General features: G+C 72.1%; 12 protein-coding genes. 4 read left to right on the forward strand and 8 right to left on the reverse strand.

Going from position 1 to position 15,924, the window contains the following annotated elements:
• Nucleotides 1-190: 190 nt before the first annotated feature.
• Nucleotides 191-1,612, forward strand: coding sequence for a lipase maturation factor family protein (locus tag ABZ865_RS06145; RefSeq protein WP_361224688.1), 1,422 nt, complete (start codon nucleotides 191-193; stop codon nucleotides 1,610-1,612).
• A gap of 69 nt (nucleotides 1,613-1,681) precedes the next feature.
• Here ABZ865_RS06145 and ABZ865_RS06150 read toward each other — a convergent pair whose 3' ends face one another.
• Together ABZ865_RS06150 and ABZ865_RS06155 are read right to left on the reverse strand one after the other, a co-directional pair.
• On the reverse strand, nucleotides 1,682-2,128 hold the full coding sequence (locus ABZ865_RS06150; RefSeq protein ID WP_361224691.1) for a MarR family transcriptional regulator: 447 nt from the start codon (nucleotides 2,126-2,128) through the stop codon (nucleotides 1,682-1,684).
• A 69-nt stretch (nucleotides 2,129-2,197) separates the two neighbouring features.
• A complete protein-coding gene (locus ABZ865_RS06155) occupies nucleotides 2,198-3,142 on the reverse strand; it encodes a DMT family transporter (RefSeq protein WP_361224694.1) in 945 nt (314 codons plus the stop codon).
• 72 nt (nucleotides 3,143-3,214) lie between these two features.
• Here ABZ865_RS06155 and ABZ865_RS06160 point away from each other — a divergent pair, with 72 nt between their 5' ends.
• Nucleotides 3,215-4,138 (forward strand): LysR family transcriptional regulator, encoded by a 924-nt coding sequence (locus tag ABZ865_RS06160; protein ID WP_361227154.1) that lies wholly within the window; start codon nucleotides 3,215-3,217, stop codon nucleotides 4,136-4,138.
• A 5-nt stretch (nucleotides 4,139-4,143) separates the two neighbouring features.
• Here ABZ865_RS06160 and ABZ865_RS06165 read toward each other — a convergent pair whose 3' ends face one another.
• Genes ABZ865_RS06165 through ABZ865_RS06190 form a run of 6 tightly spaced genes read right to left on the reverse strand, consistent with a single transcriptional unit; the run spans nucleotide 4,144 to nucleotide 13,697 of the window.
• Nucleotides 4,144-7,164 (reverse strand): glycoside hydrolase family 38 C-terminal domain-containing protein, encoded by a 3,021-nt coding sequence (locus ABZ865_RS06165; protein ID WP_361224697.1) that lies wholly within the window; start codon nucleotides 7,162-7,164, stop codon nucleotides 4,144-4,146.
• Nucleotides 7,165-7,215: 51 nt separating this feature from the next.
• Nucleotides 7,216-9,240, reverse strand: a complete 2,025-nt coding sequence (locus tag ABZ865_RS06170) for an endo-beta-N-acetylglucosaminidase (protein WP_361224700.1) — start codon at nucleotides 9,238-9,240, stop codon at nucleotides 7,216-7,218.
• On the reverse strand, nucleotides 9,237-10,493 hold the full coding sequence (locus ABZ865_RS06175) for a glycosyl hydrolase (RefSeq protein WP_361224703.1): 1,257 nt from the start codon (nucleotides 10,491-10,493) through the stop codon (nucleotides 9,237-9,239). The genes ABZ865_RS06170 and ABZ865_RS06175 overlap by 4 nt, the downstream gene beginning before the upstream one ends.
• Before the next feature lie 37 nt (nucleotides 10,494-10,530).
• Nucleotides 10,531-11,460 (reverse strand): carbohydrate ABC transporter permease, encoded by a 930-nt coding sequence (locus ABZ865_RS06180; RefSeq protein WP_361224706.1) that lies wholly within the window; start codon nucleotides 11,458-11,460, stop codon nucleotides 10,531-10,533.
• Nucleotides 11,457-12,401: a sugar ABC transporter permease gene (locus ABZ865_RS06185; protein WP_361224709.1), complete on the reverse strand. Its 945-nt coding sequence runs from the start codon at nucleotides 12,399-12,401 to the stop codon at nucleotides 11,457-11,459. Before ABZ865_RS06185 ends, ABZ865_RS06180 begins: the two co-directional genes overlap by 4 nt.
• A 6-nt stretch (nucleotides 12,402-12,407) precedes the next feature.
• Nucleotides 12,408-13,697 carry a sugar ABC transporter substrate-binding protein gene (locus ABZ865_RS06190; protein WP_361224712.1) on the reverse strand — a complete coding sequence of 430 codons (1,290 nt, stop codon included), beginning with the start codon at nucleotides 13,695-13,697 and terminating at the stop codon, nucleotides 12,408-12,410.
• Between the two features lie 278 nt (nucleotides 13,698-13,975).
• Here ABZ865_RS06190 and ABZ865_RS06195 point away from each other — a divergent pair, with 278 nt between their 5' ends.
• Together ABZ865_RS06195 and ABZ865_RS06200 are read left to right on the forward strand one after the other, a co-directional pair.
• The gene (locus tag ABZ865_RS06195; protein ID WP_361224715.1) at nucleotides 13,976-15,052 is read left to right on the forward strand and encodes a LacI family DNA-binding transcriptional regulator; all 1,077 of its coding nucleotides are present in this window, start codon (nucleotides 13,976-13,978) and stop codon (nucleotides 15,050-15,052) included.
• A gap of 168 nt (nucleotides 15,053-15,220) precedes the next feature.
• Nucleotides 15,221-15,877: a hypothetical protein gene (locus tag ABZ865_RS06200; protein WP_361224718.1), complete on the forward strand. Its 657-nt coding sequence runs from the start codon at nucleotides 15,221-15,223 to the stop codon at nucleotides 15,875-15,877.
• Nucleotides 15,878-15,924 lie beyond the last annotated feature (47 nt).

The raw sequence follows: 15,924 nt of genomic DNA on the forward strand, positions 1-15,924 counted from the left end.
ACTTTGCCAGGGATTGTCCGATTCTTCGAGCGGGGTGACGCGCCTCTCCGCATCGTCCAGCGGGGTGGTCGGCCCGCCCTGGTTACGTGACCGGCCGCGGGTTACGTGAGCGGCCGGTGCGGTACACGCAGTGACACGGCGTGGAGTGGTCACGGTGGAATGGCCACAATGGAGGCAGGAGCGCACGGCCGTGGACTGGTTCACCGCACCCGACTACTGGCTGAGCCGGCTGGTCTTCCAGCGGGCCCTGGCCGCTCTGTACCTCGTCGCCTTTCTGGCGGCCGTCGCGCAGTTCCGGGCCCTGCTGGGCGAGCGCGGCATGCTGCCGATCCCCCACTACACGGCCCGGATCCCCTTCAAACGGGCCCCGAGCCTGTTCCACCTGCACTACTCGGACCGCTTCTTCGCGGCCTGCGCCTGGGCGGGCTGCGCGGTGTCGGCGGGGCTGCTGGCGGGCGTGGACGGGCTGCTGCCCCTGTGGGCCGGCATCCTGCTGTGGCTGGTGCCGTGGGCGCTGTATCTGTCGATCGTCAACGTGGGTCAGACGTGGTACGCGTTCGGCTGGGAGTCCCTGCTGCTGGAGACCGGTTTCCTGGCGGCGTTCCTCGGCAACGACGAGGTCGCGCCGCCGATCGTCGTACTGTTCCTGCTGCGCTGGATCCTGTTCCGGGTGGAGTTCGGCGCCGGGCTGATCAAGCTCCGGGGCGACGCCTGCTGGCGGAAGCTGACCTGCCTGTACTACCACCACGAGACACAGCCGATGCCGGGCCCGCTGAGCTGGTTCTTCCACCATCTGCCGAAGCCCCTGCACCGGGTCGAGGTCGCCGCCAACCACGTCACCCAGCTGGCCGTACCGGTGCTGCTCTTCACCCCGCAGCCGATCGCCTCGGGCGCCGCCGCGCTGATGATCGTGACCCAGCTCTGGCTGGTGCTGTCCGGGAACTTCTCCTGGCTGAACTGGATCACCATCGTGCTCGCCCTGTCCGCGCTCCGGCTGCCCACCACCGCACCGCCGGTCCCCTTGGCGCCGCTCTGGTACGAGGTCCTCGTCCTCGCGGTCGCCGCGCTGCTGCTCTACCTGAGCTACCGCCCGGTGGTGAACATGGTCTCCCGCCGCCAGATCATGAACCGCTCCTTCGACCCGCTGCACCTGGTGAACACCTACGGCGCCTTCGGCAGCATCAGCCGGACCCGCTACGAGGTGGTGGTCGAGGGCACGCTGGACGACGTGCCGCGGGAGGACTCGGACTGGCGGGAGTACGAGTTCAAGGGCAAGCCCGGAGAGCCCCGCCACTGGCCGCGCCAGTTCGCCCCCTACCATCTGCGCCTGGACTGGCTGATGTGGTTCGCCGCGCTGTCCCCCGCCTACGCCGGGGAATGGTTCGGCGGCCTGGTGGAACGGCTGCTCGTCAACGACCGCGACACCCTGAGACTCCTGCGCCGCTCCCCCTTCCCCCCGGACACCCCGCCCCGCTTCGTCCGCGCCCGGCTCTTCCGCTACCGCTACACCACCTGGCGGGAACTGCGGGAGACGGGCGCGTGCTGGGAGCGGGTGTACGTCCGGGAGTACATGCCGCCGACCCGGCTGGCGGGGGTGGCCGAGAGGATGTGAACGCGCCCCGCCGCAGCGGGCCTGGGCTGGGCGAGAGGGGCCGGCCGGGACCCCGGTCGAGGCAGCGCTTCAGGCGCCGGCCAACTCGATGTTCGCGCGCTGCGTGATCAGTGCCAGGACGCGGCCCGCGGCCGCGAGGTCCCCGTCCGGAATGCCTGCGTACAGCCGGGCGGAGATCTCGGCGGTCTCGGCGGAGCTGCTCTCGTACAGCTCCCGTCCGGCGTCCGTGAGCCGTATCCGGGACGCCTGCGCCGGATCCTCCTCCAGCAGCTGCGCGGCCGTCAGCTCCTCGATCACGCCGCGCACGACCGACGCCTCGGTCTTCAGCGAGCCGGTGACCTCGCCGATCAGCTCGTCGCGGCCGATGGACTCGCCGGCGACCACGACGGCCCGGAGCGTCACACTCTGGTGGAACGTGGCGCCGTGGCGGGCCAGCACGCCCTCCAGGAGGGCACGCCCGGCATAGTGCGCCAGGGCGATGACCCGGCCGTTGACCGTGGGTGCGGTGGTGGTCATGACTGCTCCTTCGCGTCGTTCTCGGTGTGCCGTCCCAGGTACTGTACATAGCTACTATGTACATGGCTACTATTTTCCGCCGAGCAGGGGCCCCGGTTCCGGTTGCCGGTGAACCGGCGGGGCGCTCTCCGCCGGTACGGACACGCGACGCGACGCCCGTGCCGTTCCCCGGCCGACCAGGGCCACCCCCGCGATGGTCAGCAGTCCCCCCAACACCTCCACCGGTCGCGGCCGTTCGCCGAGCCAGACGTAGGCGACGGCCAGGGTGGCGGCCGGGACCAGGTAGAGGGCCGCGGTGGCCGCCGTGACGGTGAGGCGGGCCACGGCGTGTCCCCAGACGACGAAACCCGCCGCGGAGGGCAGGGCGCCCAGGTAGACGGCGGCCAGGAGTGCGCCGGACGGGGCGTGCAGAGCGGCATGGAGCGCGGTGGGGGCGAGGGGGAGCAGCAGGGCCGTGCCCGCCCACATCGCGTAGGCGGCCACCTCCAGGCCGGTGTACGTGCGCAGCAGCGGCTTGATGCCCAGGTGGTACGCGGCCTGCGCGCAGGCGGCGGCCACGACCGCCCAGGCCGCCGTGGTGTACCCGGTGTCGCCGCCGGCGAGGGCGATGAGGGCCGCTCCGCCGAGTGCGACACCGGAACCGGCGATCCTGGTCGGGGTGAGGCGCTCCCGCAGGAAGGCGGCGGCGAGCAGGGCGCTGATCGCCGGGGCCACGGCCACGATCATGCTCGCGGTACCGGCGGGCACGTGCAGTTCACCCCAGTTCAGCAGCAGCTGGTAGGCGCTCATGCCGGACGCGCCCACCAGCACGATCCGCGGCAGGTCCCGCCGGGCGGGCCGTCGTACCCGCATCGCGGGGGCCACGATCGCCAGGGCGGCGGAGGCGACGGCCAGGCGCAGGAAGGACAGCTCGGCGGGGCCGTAGCCGCGCAGGGCGACGCGGATGGCGGGGAAGGCGGAGGCCCACAGCAGGACGGTGGCGGACAGGGCGAGGAAGGTCTTGTCGGGCTTCACGTCCTCGACTCTGCTCCGTAGAATCGAGAAGGTCTATTTATTCTTTCTTCGTTGATCCGGTAGGTGAGCTTCATGCTGGAGGTGCGCAGGCTCCGGGTGCTCGCCGAGTTCGCGGCGCGGGGCACGGTGGCGGCGACCGCCGAGGCACTGCATCTGACCGGCCCCGCCGTCTCCCAGCAACTGGCGGCGCTGGAGCGGGAGACGGGGTTGGTGCTGCTGGAGAAGCAGGGCCGCACCCTGCGGCTGACCGGTGCCGGGCAGCGGCTCGTGGACCACGCCCAGGTGGTGCTGGGGCATCTCGCGGCCGCCGAGTCGGACCTGGTGGCGCTGCGCCGGGGCGAGCGCGGCCGGGTGCGCGTCGCCGCGTTCCCCTCGGTGGCGCGGACCGTGCTGCCGGGCCTGTGGCCGGACCCGGACGCCGCCGGCGGCGCCGAGGCCCCACTCGTCGAGCTGGTCGAGCACGAGCCCGACCAGGCCGAGGCCGCGCTCGCTCGGCACGAGGTGGACCTCGCGGTGACCCACTCCTACAGCCTGCTGCCCCGCCCGCTCCCGGCCGGCTGTGAGCGCCGGGACCTGTTCGAGGAGCCGGTGTTCCTGGTGCTGCACCCCGCCGAGGCGGCCGATCGCGGTCTGGCGCCGGGCGCGGCGGCCGACCTGGCCGCGTTCGCGGACGCCGCCTGGCTGCTGCCGGGCGCCGACACCGCCTGCCACGAGATGGCCCAACGGGCGTGCGGGGCCGCCGGTTTCGTACCTCGCCCGGTCGCGGTCGCCAGTGACTTCGCGGTGCTGTGCGCGCTGGCCGCCCGCCGCGCCGGGGTCGCGCTGGTGCCCCGGCTCGCGCTGCCCGACCCCGATGCGCCGGGCCTCGGTGTGCATCCGCTGCGGGTGCCGGTGCGGCGCCGCGTGCACGCCGTGTACCGGACCGGGACGGGCGGGCACCCGGGCACCCGCCACGTCCTCGACCGCCTCGCCGAACTCGCGCCCGCCGACGGGTGAGGGGCTCAGGCCCGGCGCAGCCGCAGTGTCATCAGCTGGAACGGCCGCAGCCGTACGGCGATCCGCCCGTCCTCCCGCTCCACCCGCTCGCCCTCCCGGTCCGGGCGTTCCAGCAGGTCGGTCACCGTGACGTCGGCGACCTCGAACCCGGCCGTGAGGGTGGCCCGGGCCCGGCCGCCGTTCGCCTCGTGGAAGCGGACGACCACGTCCCCGCTGCCGTCGTCCGCCAGCTTCACGGCCGTCACCACGACCGCGTCGTCGTCCACGGTGACCAGCGGGGCGACCTCACCGGCCCCGGTCGTGCGCCGCTCGGGCAGGTTGATCCGCCAGCCCTCGCGGACCGCGTCGGCGATCCCGGCGCCCGGGATCAGGGCGTGCCGGAAGTGGTGGACGCCCTGGTCGGTCTCGGGGTCGGGGAAGCGGGGGGCGCGCAGCAGCGAGGCGCGGACCGTCGTGGTCGTACCGCGGTCTCCGTCGGTGCGGACGGTACGGGTCACGTCGTGGCCGTACGTCGAGTCGTTGACGAGCGCAACACCCCAGCCGGGCTCCTCCAGATGGACGAAGCGGTGGTTGCAGGCCTCGAACTTGGCGGCCTCCCATGAGGTGTTGGTGTGGGTGGGGCGGTGGACGTGCCCGAACTGGGTCTCGGACGCGTACCGTTCGGCGTGCAGATCGAGCGGGAAGGCCAGCTTCAGGAACTTCTCCGTCTCGTGCCAGTCGACCTCGGTGTCGAGGTCCAGCCTCCGCTCCCCCGGCGGCAGCGACAGCACCTGGGTGACGCGCGAGGCGCCGAAGGACCGGACGATCCGCACCGACGCCCCGTCGTCCCCGGCGCTGATCTCGTCGGCGTCCGTGAGGTCGGTGACGGTGTTGCGGTAGAAGGCGTCGACGTCCCAGGCGTCCCACATGTTCGGGAAGTCCGGGTGGAGTTGGAGGAGACCGGCGGCCTTGCCGGGCGCGATCGTCTCGCGGTCGGCGTCGTGGTCGTACGCGGAGACGACGAGGCCGCGGGCGTCGATCTCGATCCGCAGCAGGCCGTTGTCCAGGACGTGTCCGCCGCCCGGGCGGGGGGTGAGCGTGGTGCGTCCGCCGGTCACCGCGCGGCCGGCGCCGCCCGCCGCGACACCGGCGCGGGGGTGCGGGGCGGCGTTGAAGACGAGCGGTTCGGGGCCCTCGCCGGCCAGGGCGCGCTGGGCGGACTCGATGATCGCGGTCAGCTCGGCGGCCACCCGCTCGTAGGTCGCGCGCGCCTCCCGGTGCACCCAGGCGATGGACGAGCCGGGCAGGATGTCGTGGAACTGGTGCAGCAGGACCGTCTTCCAGATGCGGTCCAACTCCTCGTACGGGTACGGGAATCCGGTGCGCACGGCGGCGGTGGCCGCCCACAGTTCCGCCTCCCGCAGCAGGTGCTCGCTGCGGCGGTTGCCCTGCTTGGTCTTCGCCTGGCTGGTGAGGGTGGCGCGGTGCAGTTCGAGGTACAGCTCGCCGACCCAGACGGGCGGCTCCGGGTACTCGGCCTCGGCCTTCTCGAAGAAGGCGCGGGGCGTCTCCCAGACGACGGTCGCCGAGCCCTCCAGATCACGCAGCCGGGCCGCCTTGGCGACCATCTCCCGGGTCGTGCCACCGCCTCCGTCGCCCCAGCCGGAGGGGGCGAGGGAGTGCCGGGCCCTGCCCTTGTCCCGGAAGTTGCGTGCCGCGTGGGCGATCTCGCTGCCCTTCATGGAGCAGTTGTAGGTGTCGACGGGTGGGAAGTGCGTGAAGATCCGGGTGCCGTCGATGCCCTCCCACTGGAAGGTGTGGTGCGGGAACTTGTTCGTCTGCGACCACGAGATCTTCTGCGTCAGCAGCCACTTGGAGCCGGCCGCCTTGATGATCTGCGGCAGGCCGGCGGCGAAGCCGAAGGTGTCGGGCAGCCACGCCTCCTCGTTCTCGATGCCGAACTCGTCGAGGAAGAACCGCTTCCCGTGCACGAACTGCCGCGCCATCGCCTCCGAACCCGGCATGTTGGTGTCCGACTCCACCCACATCCCGCCGGCCGGCACGAACCGCCCCTCCGCCACCGCCTTCTTCACCCGCGCCCACACCTCGGGCCGGTGCTCCTTCACCCACGCCCACTGCTGGGCCTGGGACATGGCGAAGACGAACTCCGGCTCGTCCTCGATCAGCGCGGTCATGTTGGACGTCGTACGGGCCACCTTGCGCACGGTCTCGCGCAGCGGCCACAGCCACGCCGAGTCGATGTGCGCGTGGCCGACGGCGCTGATCCGGTGGGCGGACGGCACGGCGGGAGCGGACAGCACGTCGGTGAGCCGCTCCCGGGCACGGTCCGCCGTGCCGTTCACGTCCTGCAGGTCGATCGCGTCGAGGGCCCGGTCGACGGCACGGAGGATGTCGTGGCGGCGGCCGGAGTCCGCCGGCAGCTCGGCCATCAGCTCGCCCAGCACCTCCAGGTCGAGCACCAGCTGCCCCACGGTCTCGTCGAACACGGCGAGGTCCATGCGGGTCAGCGTGTACTGCGGCTCGTGCCCGGCCGTGTCCTTGTCACCGAGCCAGGTGGGCCGGAAGGGGTGGTAGTCGAGGATGACCGGGTTGGAGGCGGCCTCGATGTGCAGGCGCACCTCCTCCCCGCCCTCGACGGGAGCGCCGACGCGCACCCACTGGTTGCGCGGGTTGAGGCCCTTCACCGGGGTGCCGTCGGGCCGGTAGACCAGGCCCTCGCACTGGAATCCGGGCATGTTCTCGTCGAAGCCCAGGTCGAGCAGGGCCTCGACGGTCTTCCCGGCCCAGGCCTCGGGCACGGTCCCGGTCACCCGGAACCAGCTGGTGCCCCACGGAGCACCCCACCGGGCGCCCACCTCGATCGGGGCGGGCTCGGCCGCCAGCCCTTCCTCGACCGGCACCGGCTCGCCCGGCGCGTGCCACACCGCGACCCGCAGCGGCACGGACTCGGGGTACACGGCGGGACGGATGCGTTCGTCGAGGACACGCCGGAGGCGGGCTTCGACCAGGTTGCGGTCGTCATGCATGCGGGGTGCTCCCTGCTGGGTTGCGGGGTGATTACCAGGTGTTACCAGGCGTTACCAGGTGTGGGTGACGGTCACCGGAGTCGACGCGTTGTACAGCTCCCCCACGGCACGCACGTCGAATCGTGCGGCCGTCTCTCCTTGCGCGGGCTGCAGGCCGGCGACGAAGAAGGCGCGCTGGCAGGTGCCGCCGAGGAAGCGGCGGGTGCCGTCGGGGAGGAGGCGGTGGAGCTCGTAGTGGCGGACGGGGCCCGGAGCGGGGCTCCAGGCGAAACGGAGGTCGCCCCCGGAGGCGGCGCTGATCCGCAGGTCGGTGGGGGCGGCGGGGGTCGGGGCGGTGTCGTGGACGGCGAGGCCGCCCAGCCGCCAGCGCACGGGGCCGCCGTCGGGCGCGGTGAGACGGACCCCGAGGGCGTGGACGGTGCCGGACAGCCCGGTGAGCCGTAGGGTCGACGTCTGCCAGGTGTTGACCGAGTCCACAGGCAGATAGGTGTACGGGGGTGTCGCCCCGGCGCTGCCCGGCTCGGCGGTGGCGACGGCCAGCTCGACGTTCACGGTCCCAGCGTCGGTCCGGTGCGTCAGCTCGACAACCGTGTTCACAGTGATCGGCAGCCTGGTCGCGTACAGGTCCAGCACCACGGGTTGATCGGGTTCACCGGCGACCAGCACACTGCTGCCGCCCCGCCACGCGTCCGCGAAGTCGAAGGAGACCGCCGGTCGCCGCCCCGCCGTGCGGACGGCCCACCGCCGCGACGGCAGCCGGTCCTGGAGCCCGAGGTGGTTCCAGGGCGCGTCCGAGGTGACCGCCCCGTCCTCGTACCACCGCAGCCCGTGCCCGGTGTTGAACACGCTCGCGAACGGCAGCGCCGACGCCGTCGACCGATCCGCCACGGACACGGCCGGCGCCCGCCACGGATCGGTCCCGTCCGGCCGCGCCGGATCCAGCGACCGGCCGGTCCAGAACCGGTCGTCGGCGGCGTGGAAGTCCCCCGGGGTGCGCTGTCCGTCGGGCAGGTGGTTGCGGGTCCACTCCGGCCGGTAGAAGCCGATCGAGGTCACGTGCGCCTTGCTCGCCGGCACGATCGCGTCCCAGTTCACGTACGTGTCGGACCCGTTCGACTCGACGTCGACGCCCGCCCACAACGCGTACCGGCTGCGCCCCAGTTGCTCCGCCTTCGTGCCCGAGGAGGCGAGCGTGGCCGCGCTCCACCGGAAGTCGACGAACATGTCGTCGGCCGCCTGGAAGAACGCCTGGTTCTGGCTGTTCAGGGCGCCCTGCCAGCTGACCGTGCCGTTCACGGTCATCGCGTCGTACCAGGTCACCCGTTGCCCCTGCGCCGCCGCGAGCGTCTTCAGCTCCTTCATGAACCCGAGCATCGCGGTGCCGAGCGCGGTGTTGCCGCCGCCGGTCTCGGCGTTCACGAACCACCCGTCGAAGCCGTACGCCGAGGCCACCGCGACGAGCTGCGCGGCGAGCGGGTAGTGCCCCGAGGAGTTCTTCTGGACGAGGTCGCGGGTCCACCGCAGCTGACCGCCGTAGGCGGTGGGCGGCAGGAAGATGTTGCCGAGGACGGGCACCCCGTGCCGGTGGGCCGCGTCCACGATCGGCGCGTTCGGCGCCAGGATCAGCCCCTCCCCCGCCGAGCCGCCCCAGAAGACCAGCTCGTCCAGGTAGGCCCAGTGCGTGAGGGCGTAGTAGTCGGCGGTGGCCGAGCCCTGGGAGGGGTTGCCGGAGGTCGGGCCGAAGGAGACCAGGGCCTGGATCCGGGCCTGGCCGGCGCGGGCGGTGGTGTTCGCCGGGGTCGGGGTGAAGCGGGCGGCGAGCGGGACGGACGCGGCGTTGAACGCGAGGTCGGCGTCGTCGGCCGCGCGCCAGCTCTTCAGGCTGCGCCAGGTGATCCCGGCGCCCGGGCTGCCGGAGGGCAGGGAGTCCGGGTACCAGTACGAGGCGTACGGCGGGGTCGCGGCGGCCTTCGGGCGGGCCGCAGCCAGCGCGGGAGCCCCCGGGAGCAGGGCCACGGCGGCTCCGGCGGCTCCGGCGGCCCCGGTGATGAGCATGGTGCGTCTGGTGGGGTTCACGAGCAAGTTCCTCCTTGTGGGGTGGGGAGTACCTGGTCGGGAGTGACGACTTCGGTGATGCCGCGCGCGGCGAGGTGCTCCTTGTCGTCCGCGCGACTGTCCAGGACGGTCGTGGGGCGGGCGCCGTCGGCGACGAGCCGGAAGAAGGCGTCGAAGACGGGCCCGCCCGGGGCACAGCGGGAACGGCGGCCCGGGTCGGCGGGCACGACGAGGGCGGTACCGCGCACGGCAGGGGGCGCGTGGTGGGCTCGTGCCGCCTCGGCCAGGACGCGGGCGAGGTCCTTGGGGCGCCGCTCGTTCGTGAACAGGCCGAGCCCGTACTCGAGTTCGGGGAAGTCGGCCAGTTCGCGGGAGACGTCGTACGAGCACCACCAGGTGACGCCCCACAGGTCGGGGCAGTCCAGCGCATGGCGGACGGTCGCCTCGGCGAAGGCGGCGGCGTGCTCGGGCGGCACGAGGGGCGCGGGTGCGCCGACCTCCTGGAGCCACACGGGCCGGTGCGGCCGCTCCGCCCAGGCCTTGCTCAGCTCGACCAGGTAGGCCGCGTGGTGCTCGGCCGGTACGGAGGTGCGGCCGTGCCGCTGGGCGGTGCCGTTGAACACCCAGGAGTGCACGGCGGTGACCTCGCCGAGGCGTGCCGAGTGGCCCGGCGTGAAGGGCTGGTCGTCCTGGTACCAGGCGGCGTCGTACGAGGCGTGCAGATGCGTCCGGTCCGGGGCGCCCTCCGCGCAAGCGGCGAGCAGCCGGGTCAGCCACCGTTCGGCGTCCTCGGCCGTGATCCGGTCGGGGTCGGGGTGGGGTCCGGCGGCGAACTGGTTGACCTCGTTGCCGATGGTCATGCCGATGAAGTTGGGCCGGTCGGCGAGGGCGGCGGCGAGGGTGCGCAGATAGGCGGCCTGGCCGTCGACCACCTCGGGGTCGGTGAAGAGGTTGCGCCGGTGCCAGGTGCGGGTCCAGGCGGGCAGGAAGTCGAAGCTGCTCAAGTGCCCCTGCAGACCGTCCACGTTGACGTCCAGGCCGCGTTCGGCGGCGGCGTCGGCCAGGGCCACCAGCTGGTCGACGGCGCGCGGGCGGATCAGGGTGCGGTTGGGCTGGAAGTAGGGCCAGAGCGGGAAGACGCGGATGTGGTCGAGGCCGAGGGCGGCGATCGCGTCGAGGTCGGCGCGTACGGAGTCGAGGTCGAAGTCGAGCCAGTGATGGAACCACCCCGTGCTGGGGGTGTAGTTGACGCCGAAGCGCACGGCGGGGGGCATGCTGTGTTCTCGCTCCTTGCTGATGAAGTACGGGAGTTCAGCCCTTGACGGCACCCTCGCCGACCCCGCGGAAGAAGTACCGCTGGAGGCAGGCGAACAGGGCGATGAGCGGGGCCACGGCGATGACGGTGCCTGCGGCGACGAGCCGTTCGTCGTTGGCGAAGGTGCCGTGCAGATAGTTGAGGCCGATGGTCAGGGTGAACTTGTCCGGGTCGCTGAGCACGATGAGGGGCCACAGGAAGTCGTCCCAGGCGCCCATGAAGGCGAAGATCGCGACGACGGCGAGGGTGCCCCTGACCGACGGCAGGGCGACGCGCAGGAACCGCTGCCAGACATTGGCGCCGTCGACGTAGGCGGCCTCCTCGATCTCGTACGGCAGGTTGCGGAAGGCGTTGCGCATGAGCAGCACGTTCATCGCGGCGACGGAGCCGGGCAGCACGACCCCGATGAGGGTGTTGTTCAGGCCGAGTTCCCGCATGGTCGTGAACTGGGCGATGATGATGCCCTCCACGGGCACGAGCATCGCGAGCAGGAAGACCAGCGTGGTCACGCGCCGGCCGCGGTAGCGCAGCCGCGCGAGGGCGTATCCGGCGAGGGCCGAACCGACGCAGTTCGTCACCACGTTGGCCGTCGCGACCTTCAGGGAGTTGAGGGCGTAGTCCCACACGGGGATGGTGTGCGCGACCCGCTCGTAGTTGTGCAGGGTGGGACGGCCGGGCAGGAACGACGGCGGCGAGCTGAAGATGTCCTCGGTGGGGCCTTTGAGCGAGGTGGACAGCTGCCAGAGGAAGGGGCCGACGGTGAGGGCGAGGACGGCGAGCAGCAGCGCATAGCGCAGGACCAGTTCCCACACCCGGATCCGGCGGCCGTACTCGTCGGTGACGCGACCCTCGCGGACGACGGTCTCATGGCGGGGCCGTGCCTGCCGCCCCTGCCGTCCCTGCCCTGCCTTCTCCAGGACGCTCATGACTCCTCCCGCCGGTCGGCGCGCAGGACGAGCAGCATCAGGGCGACGGTGACGACGAACACGACGACGGAGAGGGCGGAGGCGTAGCCCACCCGGCCGGTGAGACCGGTGCCGGTGCGCTGCACGAGCATGACGAGGGTGGTGTCCTCGCCGGCCGGACCGCCGCTCGGCCCGGCCATCAGGTAGACCTCGGAGAACACCTTGAACGCGGCGACCGAGGAGAGCGCGGCGACCAGCACCATCGTGGAGCGCACGGCGGGCACGGTGACCGTGAGGAAGCGGCGGACCGGGCCCGCGCCGTCCACGGCGGCGGCCTCGTGCAGCTCACGGGGTACGTTCGCCAGCGCCGCCAGGTAAATGATCATGTAGTAGCCGAGGCCCTTCCACACCGTCACGGCCATGGCGCTGAGCAGGAGCAGCCACTGGTCGCTGAGGAACCCGACACGCCCGATCCCCACCGTCTCCAGCAGGGAGTTGACCAGGCCGCGTTCGTCCAGCAGCCACACCCAGATCAGGCCGACGACCACGATGGAGGCGACGACCGGGGTGTAGAAGGCGGACCGGAAGAAGGTGATCCCGGGGATGTTCTTCTGCACCAGCAGCGCGAGCAGCAGCGGCAGGATCACCAGGGCCGGTACGACCCCGACGACATACAGCGTGCTGTTGCGCAGCCCGGTCCAGAACATGTCGTCGTGGAGCAGCTCGCGGAAGTTGGCGAGCCCGACGAAGCGGCCCGGGATCAGGGTGCGGCGGTCGGTGAAGGAGTTCACCACGGTCGACACGAACGGGTAGAGCACGAACGCGCCGGCGATCAGCAGTCCGGGGGCCGCGAACAGCCAGGGGCTGGTGGGGAGTTGCCGCCGGATCCGGGGGCGAGCGGTCGGCGTCCGGGACGGGGCGGCGGTCCGGGCCCGGGACAGAGCAGTGGAGGGGGCGGCCATGACTGCTCAGCCCTGCTGCTGGAGCAGCTGGTCGCAGGCCTTGACAGCGTTGTCGAGAGCCGCCTTGGGGCTCTCCTTGCCCTGCAGGGTCTTGGCGACCTCGTTGCGCAGGGCGGTCTTCATCTGCTCGCTGAACAGCACCGGGGTGTAATTGACCGCGTTCTTCAGGGACTTGGCGGCGGCGATGCGCACCCGCGTCTCGTCGGTGCCGTCCTCCTTCGTGAAGTACGGGTCGTCGAGCGAGCCCGCGGTGCTCGGGAAGATGGCGACCTTCTTGGCGAAGGACATCTGGTTGCGTGCGTCGGTGACGAAGTGCGCGAAGGCGACGGCGGCCGGGGTGTGCTTGGTGCGGGAGTTGACCATCACGCCCATCACGTACATGTTGACGTGCCCGGTGCTGGTGATCTGGTCGGTGATGCCGATGTTCTTGTACAGGTTGGGTGCCTGCTTCTTGAAGTTGCCGAGGTCGAGCGCGCTGCCGGGGTTCATGGCGACGGCCTCGGTGAGGAACTTCTTCCCGGAGGACTCCGGGGTGGCGGTCAGGGCCTGCGGGTCGAGCGCCTTCGCGTCGTACAACTCCTTGTACTTGGTGAGGAGTTCGACACCCTTGGCGTCGTTGAAGGCGAAGCCGGTGCCTTCCTTGTTCATCAGCTCGACGCCGTAGCGCCCGAAGTCCTCGATGGTGGGGACGTTGGCGAGCGTGGCGACCTTGCCGCCGCTCTTCCTCGCCATCCGCAGGGCGTCCGCGAAGAGGTCGTCGTACGTCCTCGGTGGCGTGCCGGGGTCGATTCCGGCCTTCTTGAACAGGGACTTGTTGTAGAAGAGCGGGCCGGTGTTCAGGTACCAGGGGAAGGCGTACGTGCCGTGCATGCCCGGCACCTGGTGGCTGGCCCAGGCCCCGTCCAGGTACTCGGACTTGTAGATGGCCGCGGCCTTGTCGAGGTCGAGGGCGAGGCCTGCCTTGACGAGCGGGGCGACCAGGTCCGGGGAGACGTTGACGACGTCGGGCAGGGTGCCGCCCGCCGCGTCGGCGCTGATCTTGTCGGCGTAGCCCTCGGCGGGCTGGTCGATCCACTTCACGTGGGTGCCGGGGTACTTCTTCTCGAAGTCCGCGATCAGGCCCTCGAAGTACGGCTTGAAGTTGGCGCGCAGGTTCCAGGTCTGGAAGGTGATGTCGCCCTCGACCTTGCCCGAGGCGTCGGTCGAACCGCCGGAGTCGCCGCCCGAACCGCAGGCGCTCAGCGGCAGGACGAGGGCGACGGCAGCGGCGGCGAGGGTTCTGCGGGAGATGCGCACGGCAGCTGGGCTCCTTTGCGGTGGGGGGATCGGTGGCCGAAGGTGCCGGGCCAGACTGTGCCCAGCGTTTCCGTGAGGAGTCAATGGATTCGACCCGGCTAAAGTCATTAGTGGCGCGAAGTCCCTGGTCACAGCTGTGCGTTGGGCCTATTGCCAGCGATCGCTAATGCGCTTTAGAGTCGGAGCACTCAAGCGCATTAGCACTTGGCCCGAAACGTGGCCCGAACCACGGCCCAGACCGTGGCCTGAACCGGACCGCCCGAAGGAGGATCTCGGCATTGCCGGAGAAGCGATCACCCGCGCGCCGGCCGACGATGAAGGACATCGCGCGGCGCGCCGGAGTCTCCGAGAGCGCGGTCTCCTTCGCGCTCAACGGCCGCCCCGGTGTCTCCGAGGCGACCCGCGCCCGGGTGCACCGGGTCGCCGAGCAGCTGGGCTGGCGGCCCAGCACGGCTGCGCGCGCCCTGTCCGGTGAGGGGGCGGCCACGGTCGGCTTCGTCCTGGCCCGCCCCGCGGACACGCTGGGCGTCGACTCCTTCTTCCTGCAGCTCGTCTCCGGTATCCAGGAAGTCCTCGCCGAGCGTCATCTGGGCCTCCTCTTCCAGGTCGCGCAGGACGTGGCCGACGAGTGCGCGGTGTACCGGCGTTGGTGGGCCGAGCACCGGGTGGACGGCGTGCTGGTGGCCGACCCGCGCACCGAGGACCCGCGCCCCGACGTGCTGGACGAACTCGGCCTGCCCGCCGTGGTCATCGGCGGCGCACCCGACGTGCGGCATCCCGGGCTCTCCACGGTCTGGGCGGACGACGCCGGCGCGATGGCGTCCGTGGTGGACGAGCTGACAGCCCTCGGCCACCGCCGGATCGTGCACATCGCGGGCCTGCCCGGCCTGGCCCACACCCAGCGCCGTATCGCCACCCTGCGCGCGGAGGCGGACCGCCGGGGCCTCGGCGAGGTGCGCTCCCTGACGACCGACTACTCCGACACGGAGGGCGCGGCCGCGACCCGCCGGGTCCTCGGCGGCTCCCCCGCCCCGACCGCCCTCATCTACGACAACGACGTGATGGCCGTCGCCGGTCTCGCCGCGGCGGCCGAACTCGGCTTCCGCGTCCCGCTGGACGTGTCGGTGGTGTCCTGGGAGGACTCGGCGCTGTGCCGCATGGTCACGCCCCGGCTGTCCGCGCTCTCGCGGGACAGCGCGGAGTTCGGCCGCACGGCGGCACGGGAACTGCTCTCCCTGCTGGACGACCGGCCCGCCCGGGCGGTGGGCGTACCCGTGCCCCGGCTGACGGGGCGGGGCAGCACCGGCCCGGCAGCGGTCGTAGCGGCCAACGTGCCTGGAGAACATGCCTCTTGAGATATCCGCCGCCGCTACGATGGGTCGTCCGGCCGACGTGCTGACAGGGCTCGACGGGGAAGAGGAGTGCGGGCTTGGACGAGGAGCCGGACGCGGGCGGCGAGACCATGGGCCGCTGATCCCGAGGCGCCGCCAGCGGACCGCGTGGCGGCCGTGGACACGGTCACCATGGCGTCGTCGCAGGAGCCGGCATGGCACGCCCTGGCACACGACTCCGCCACTCCCCCCGAACTCCGCGTCGCCATCTGCGCACTCCTTCCCACGAGCGGCACCCACAACCGCATCCCCCTCACCCGCGCCCTGGCCGCCGACCCGGCCGTCTCCCTGTCCGTCCGGGCCAAGGCCGCCGCCCTTCTCGCGGAGGACCTCGGGGAGGAAGGCCGTAGCATCCTGCGCGCCCTCGCCGGCCCCCGCACCACCGACCCCGAGGCCCATCTGGCCGTCGCCGCGGCCTGGGACGGTCTGGAGGTCGGCGACGAGGCGGTGGCCTGCTACCGCCGGGTCCTGGAGTCCGACGCAGCGACGGCCGGGCAGCGCGTCCGGGCGGCCGAGGGACTGGCGGCGTACCGCCCGGTACGGAACCTCGCCGGGCAAGCCCTGGAAACGGTGCTCGCCGATCACCGCGCCGCCGTCCCCGCCCGTATCGATGCCGCCCAGGCCCTGCTCTCCCTCGGCGAGACCGCCGAAGCCCACCTCGGTCTCTTCCGCCTCGCCCGGGAGACGGGCCCCACCGACGCCGAGCGGGAGCGGATCCTGGACCTGCTCCCGCCCGACCTCCGCGCCTGCGCCCCCGCGCGGACGCCCGGTCCAGCCCCTCACCCCTGAGCACCCGCCGAGCATCCGCGCAGGTGCAGGTCACGGGCCTCTCGACG

Origin of the sequence: Streptomyces sp. NPDC047085 (assembly GCF_040643735.1) — a bacterium.
Classification (GTDB): domain Bacteria; phylum Actinomycetota; class Actinomycetes; order Streptomycetales; family Streptomycetaceae; genus Streptomyces.

Excerpts from the sequence above, each read along its gene's own strand:
- ABZ865_RS06150 (WP_361224691.1), bottom strand. The coding sequence starts at position 2,128 with ATGACCACCACCGCACCCACGGTCAACGGCCGGGTCATCGCCCTGGCG.
- ABZ865_RS06160 (WP_361227154.1), top strand. The coding sequence starts at position 3,215 with ATGCTGGAGGTGCGCAGGCTCCGGGTGCTCGCCGAGTTCGCGGCGCGG.
- ABZ865_RS06165 (WP_361224697.1), bottom strand. The coding sequence starts at position 7,164 with ATGCATGACGACCGCAACCTGGTCGAAGCCCGCCTCCGGCGTGTCCTC.
- ABZ865_RS06175 (WP_361224703.1), bottom strand. The coding sequence starts at position 10,493 with ATGCCCCCCGCCGTGCGCTTCGGCGTCAACTACACCCCCAGCACGGGG.
- ABZ865_RS06180 (WP_361224706.1), bottom strand. The coding sequence starts at position 11,460 with ATGAGCGTCCTGGAGAAGGCAGGGCAGGGACGGCAGGGGCGGCAGGCA.
- ABZ865_RS06185 (WP_361224709.1), bottom strand. The coding sequence starts at position 12,401 with ATGGCCGCCCCCTCCACTGCTCTGTCCCGGGCCCGGACCGCCGCCCCG.
- ABZ865_RS06200 (WP_361224718.1), top strand. The coding sequence starts at position 15,221 with ATGGCGTCGTCGCAGGAGCCGGCATGGCACGCCCTGGCACACGACTCC.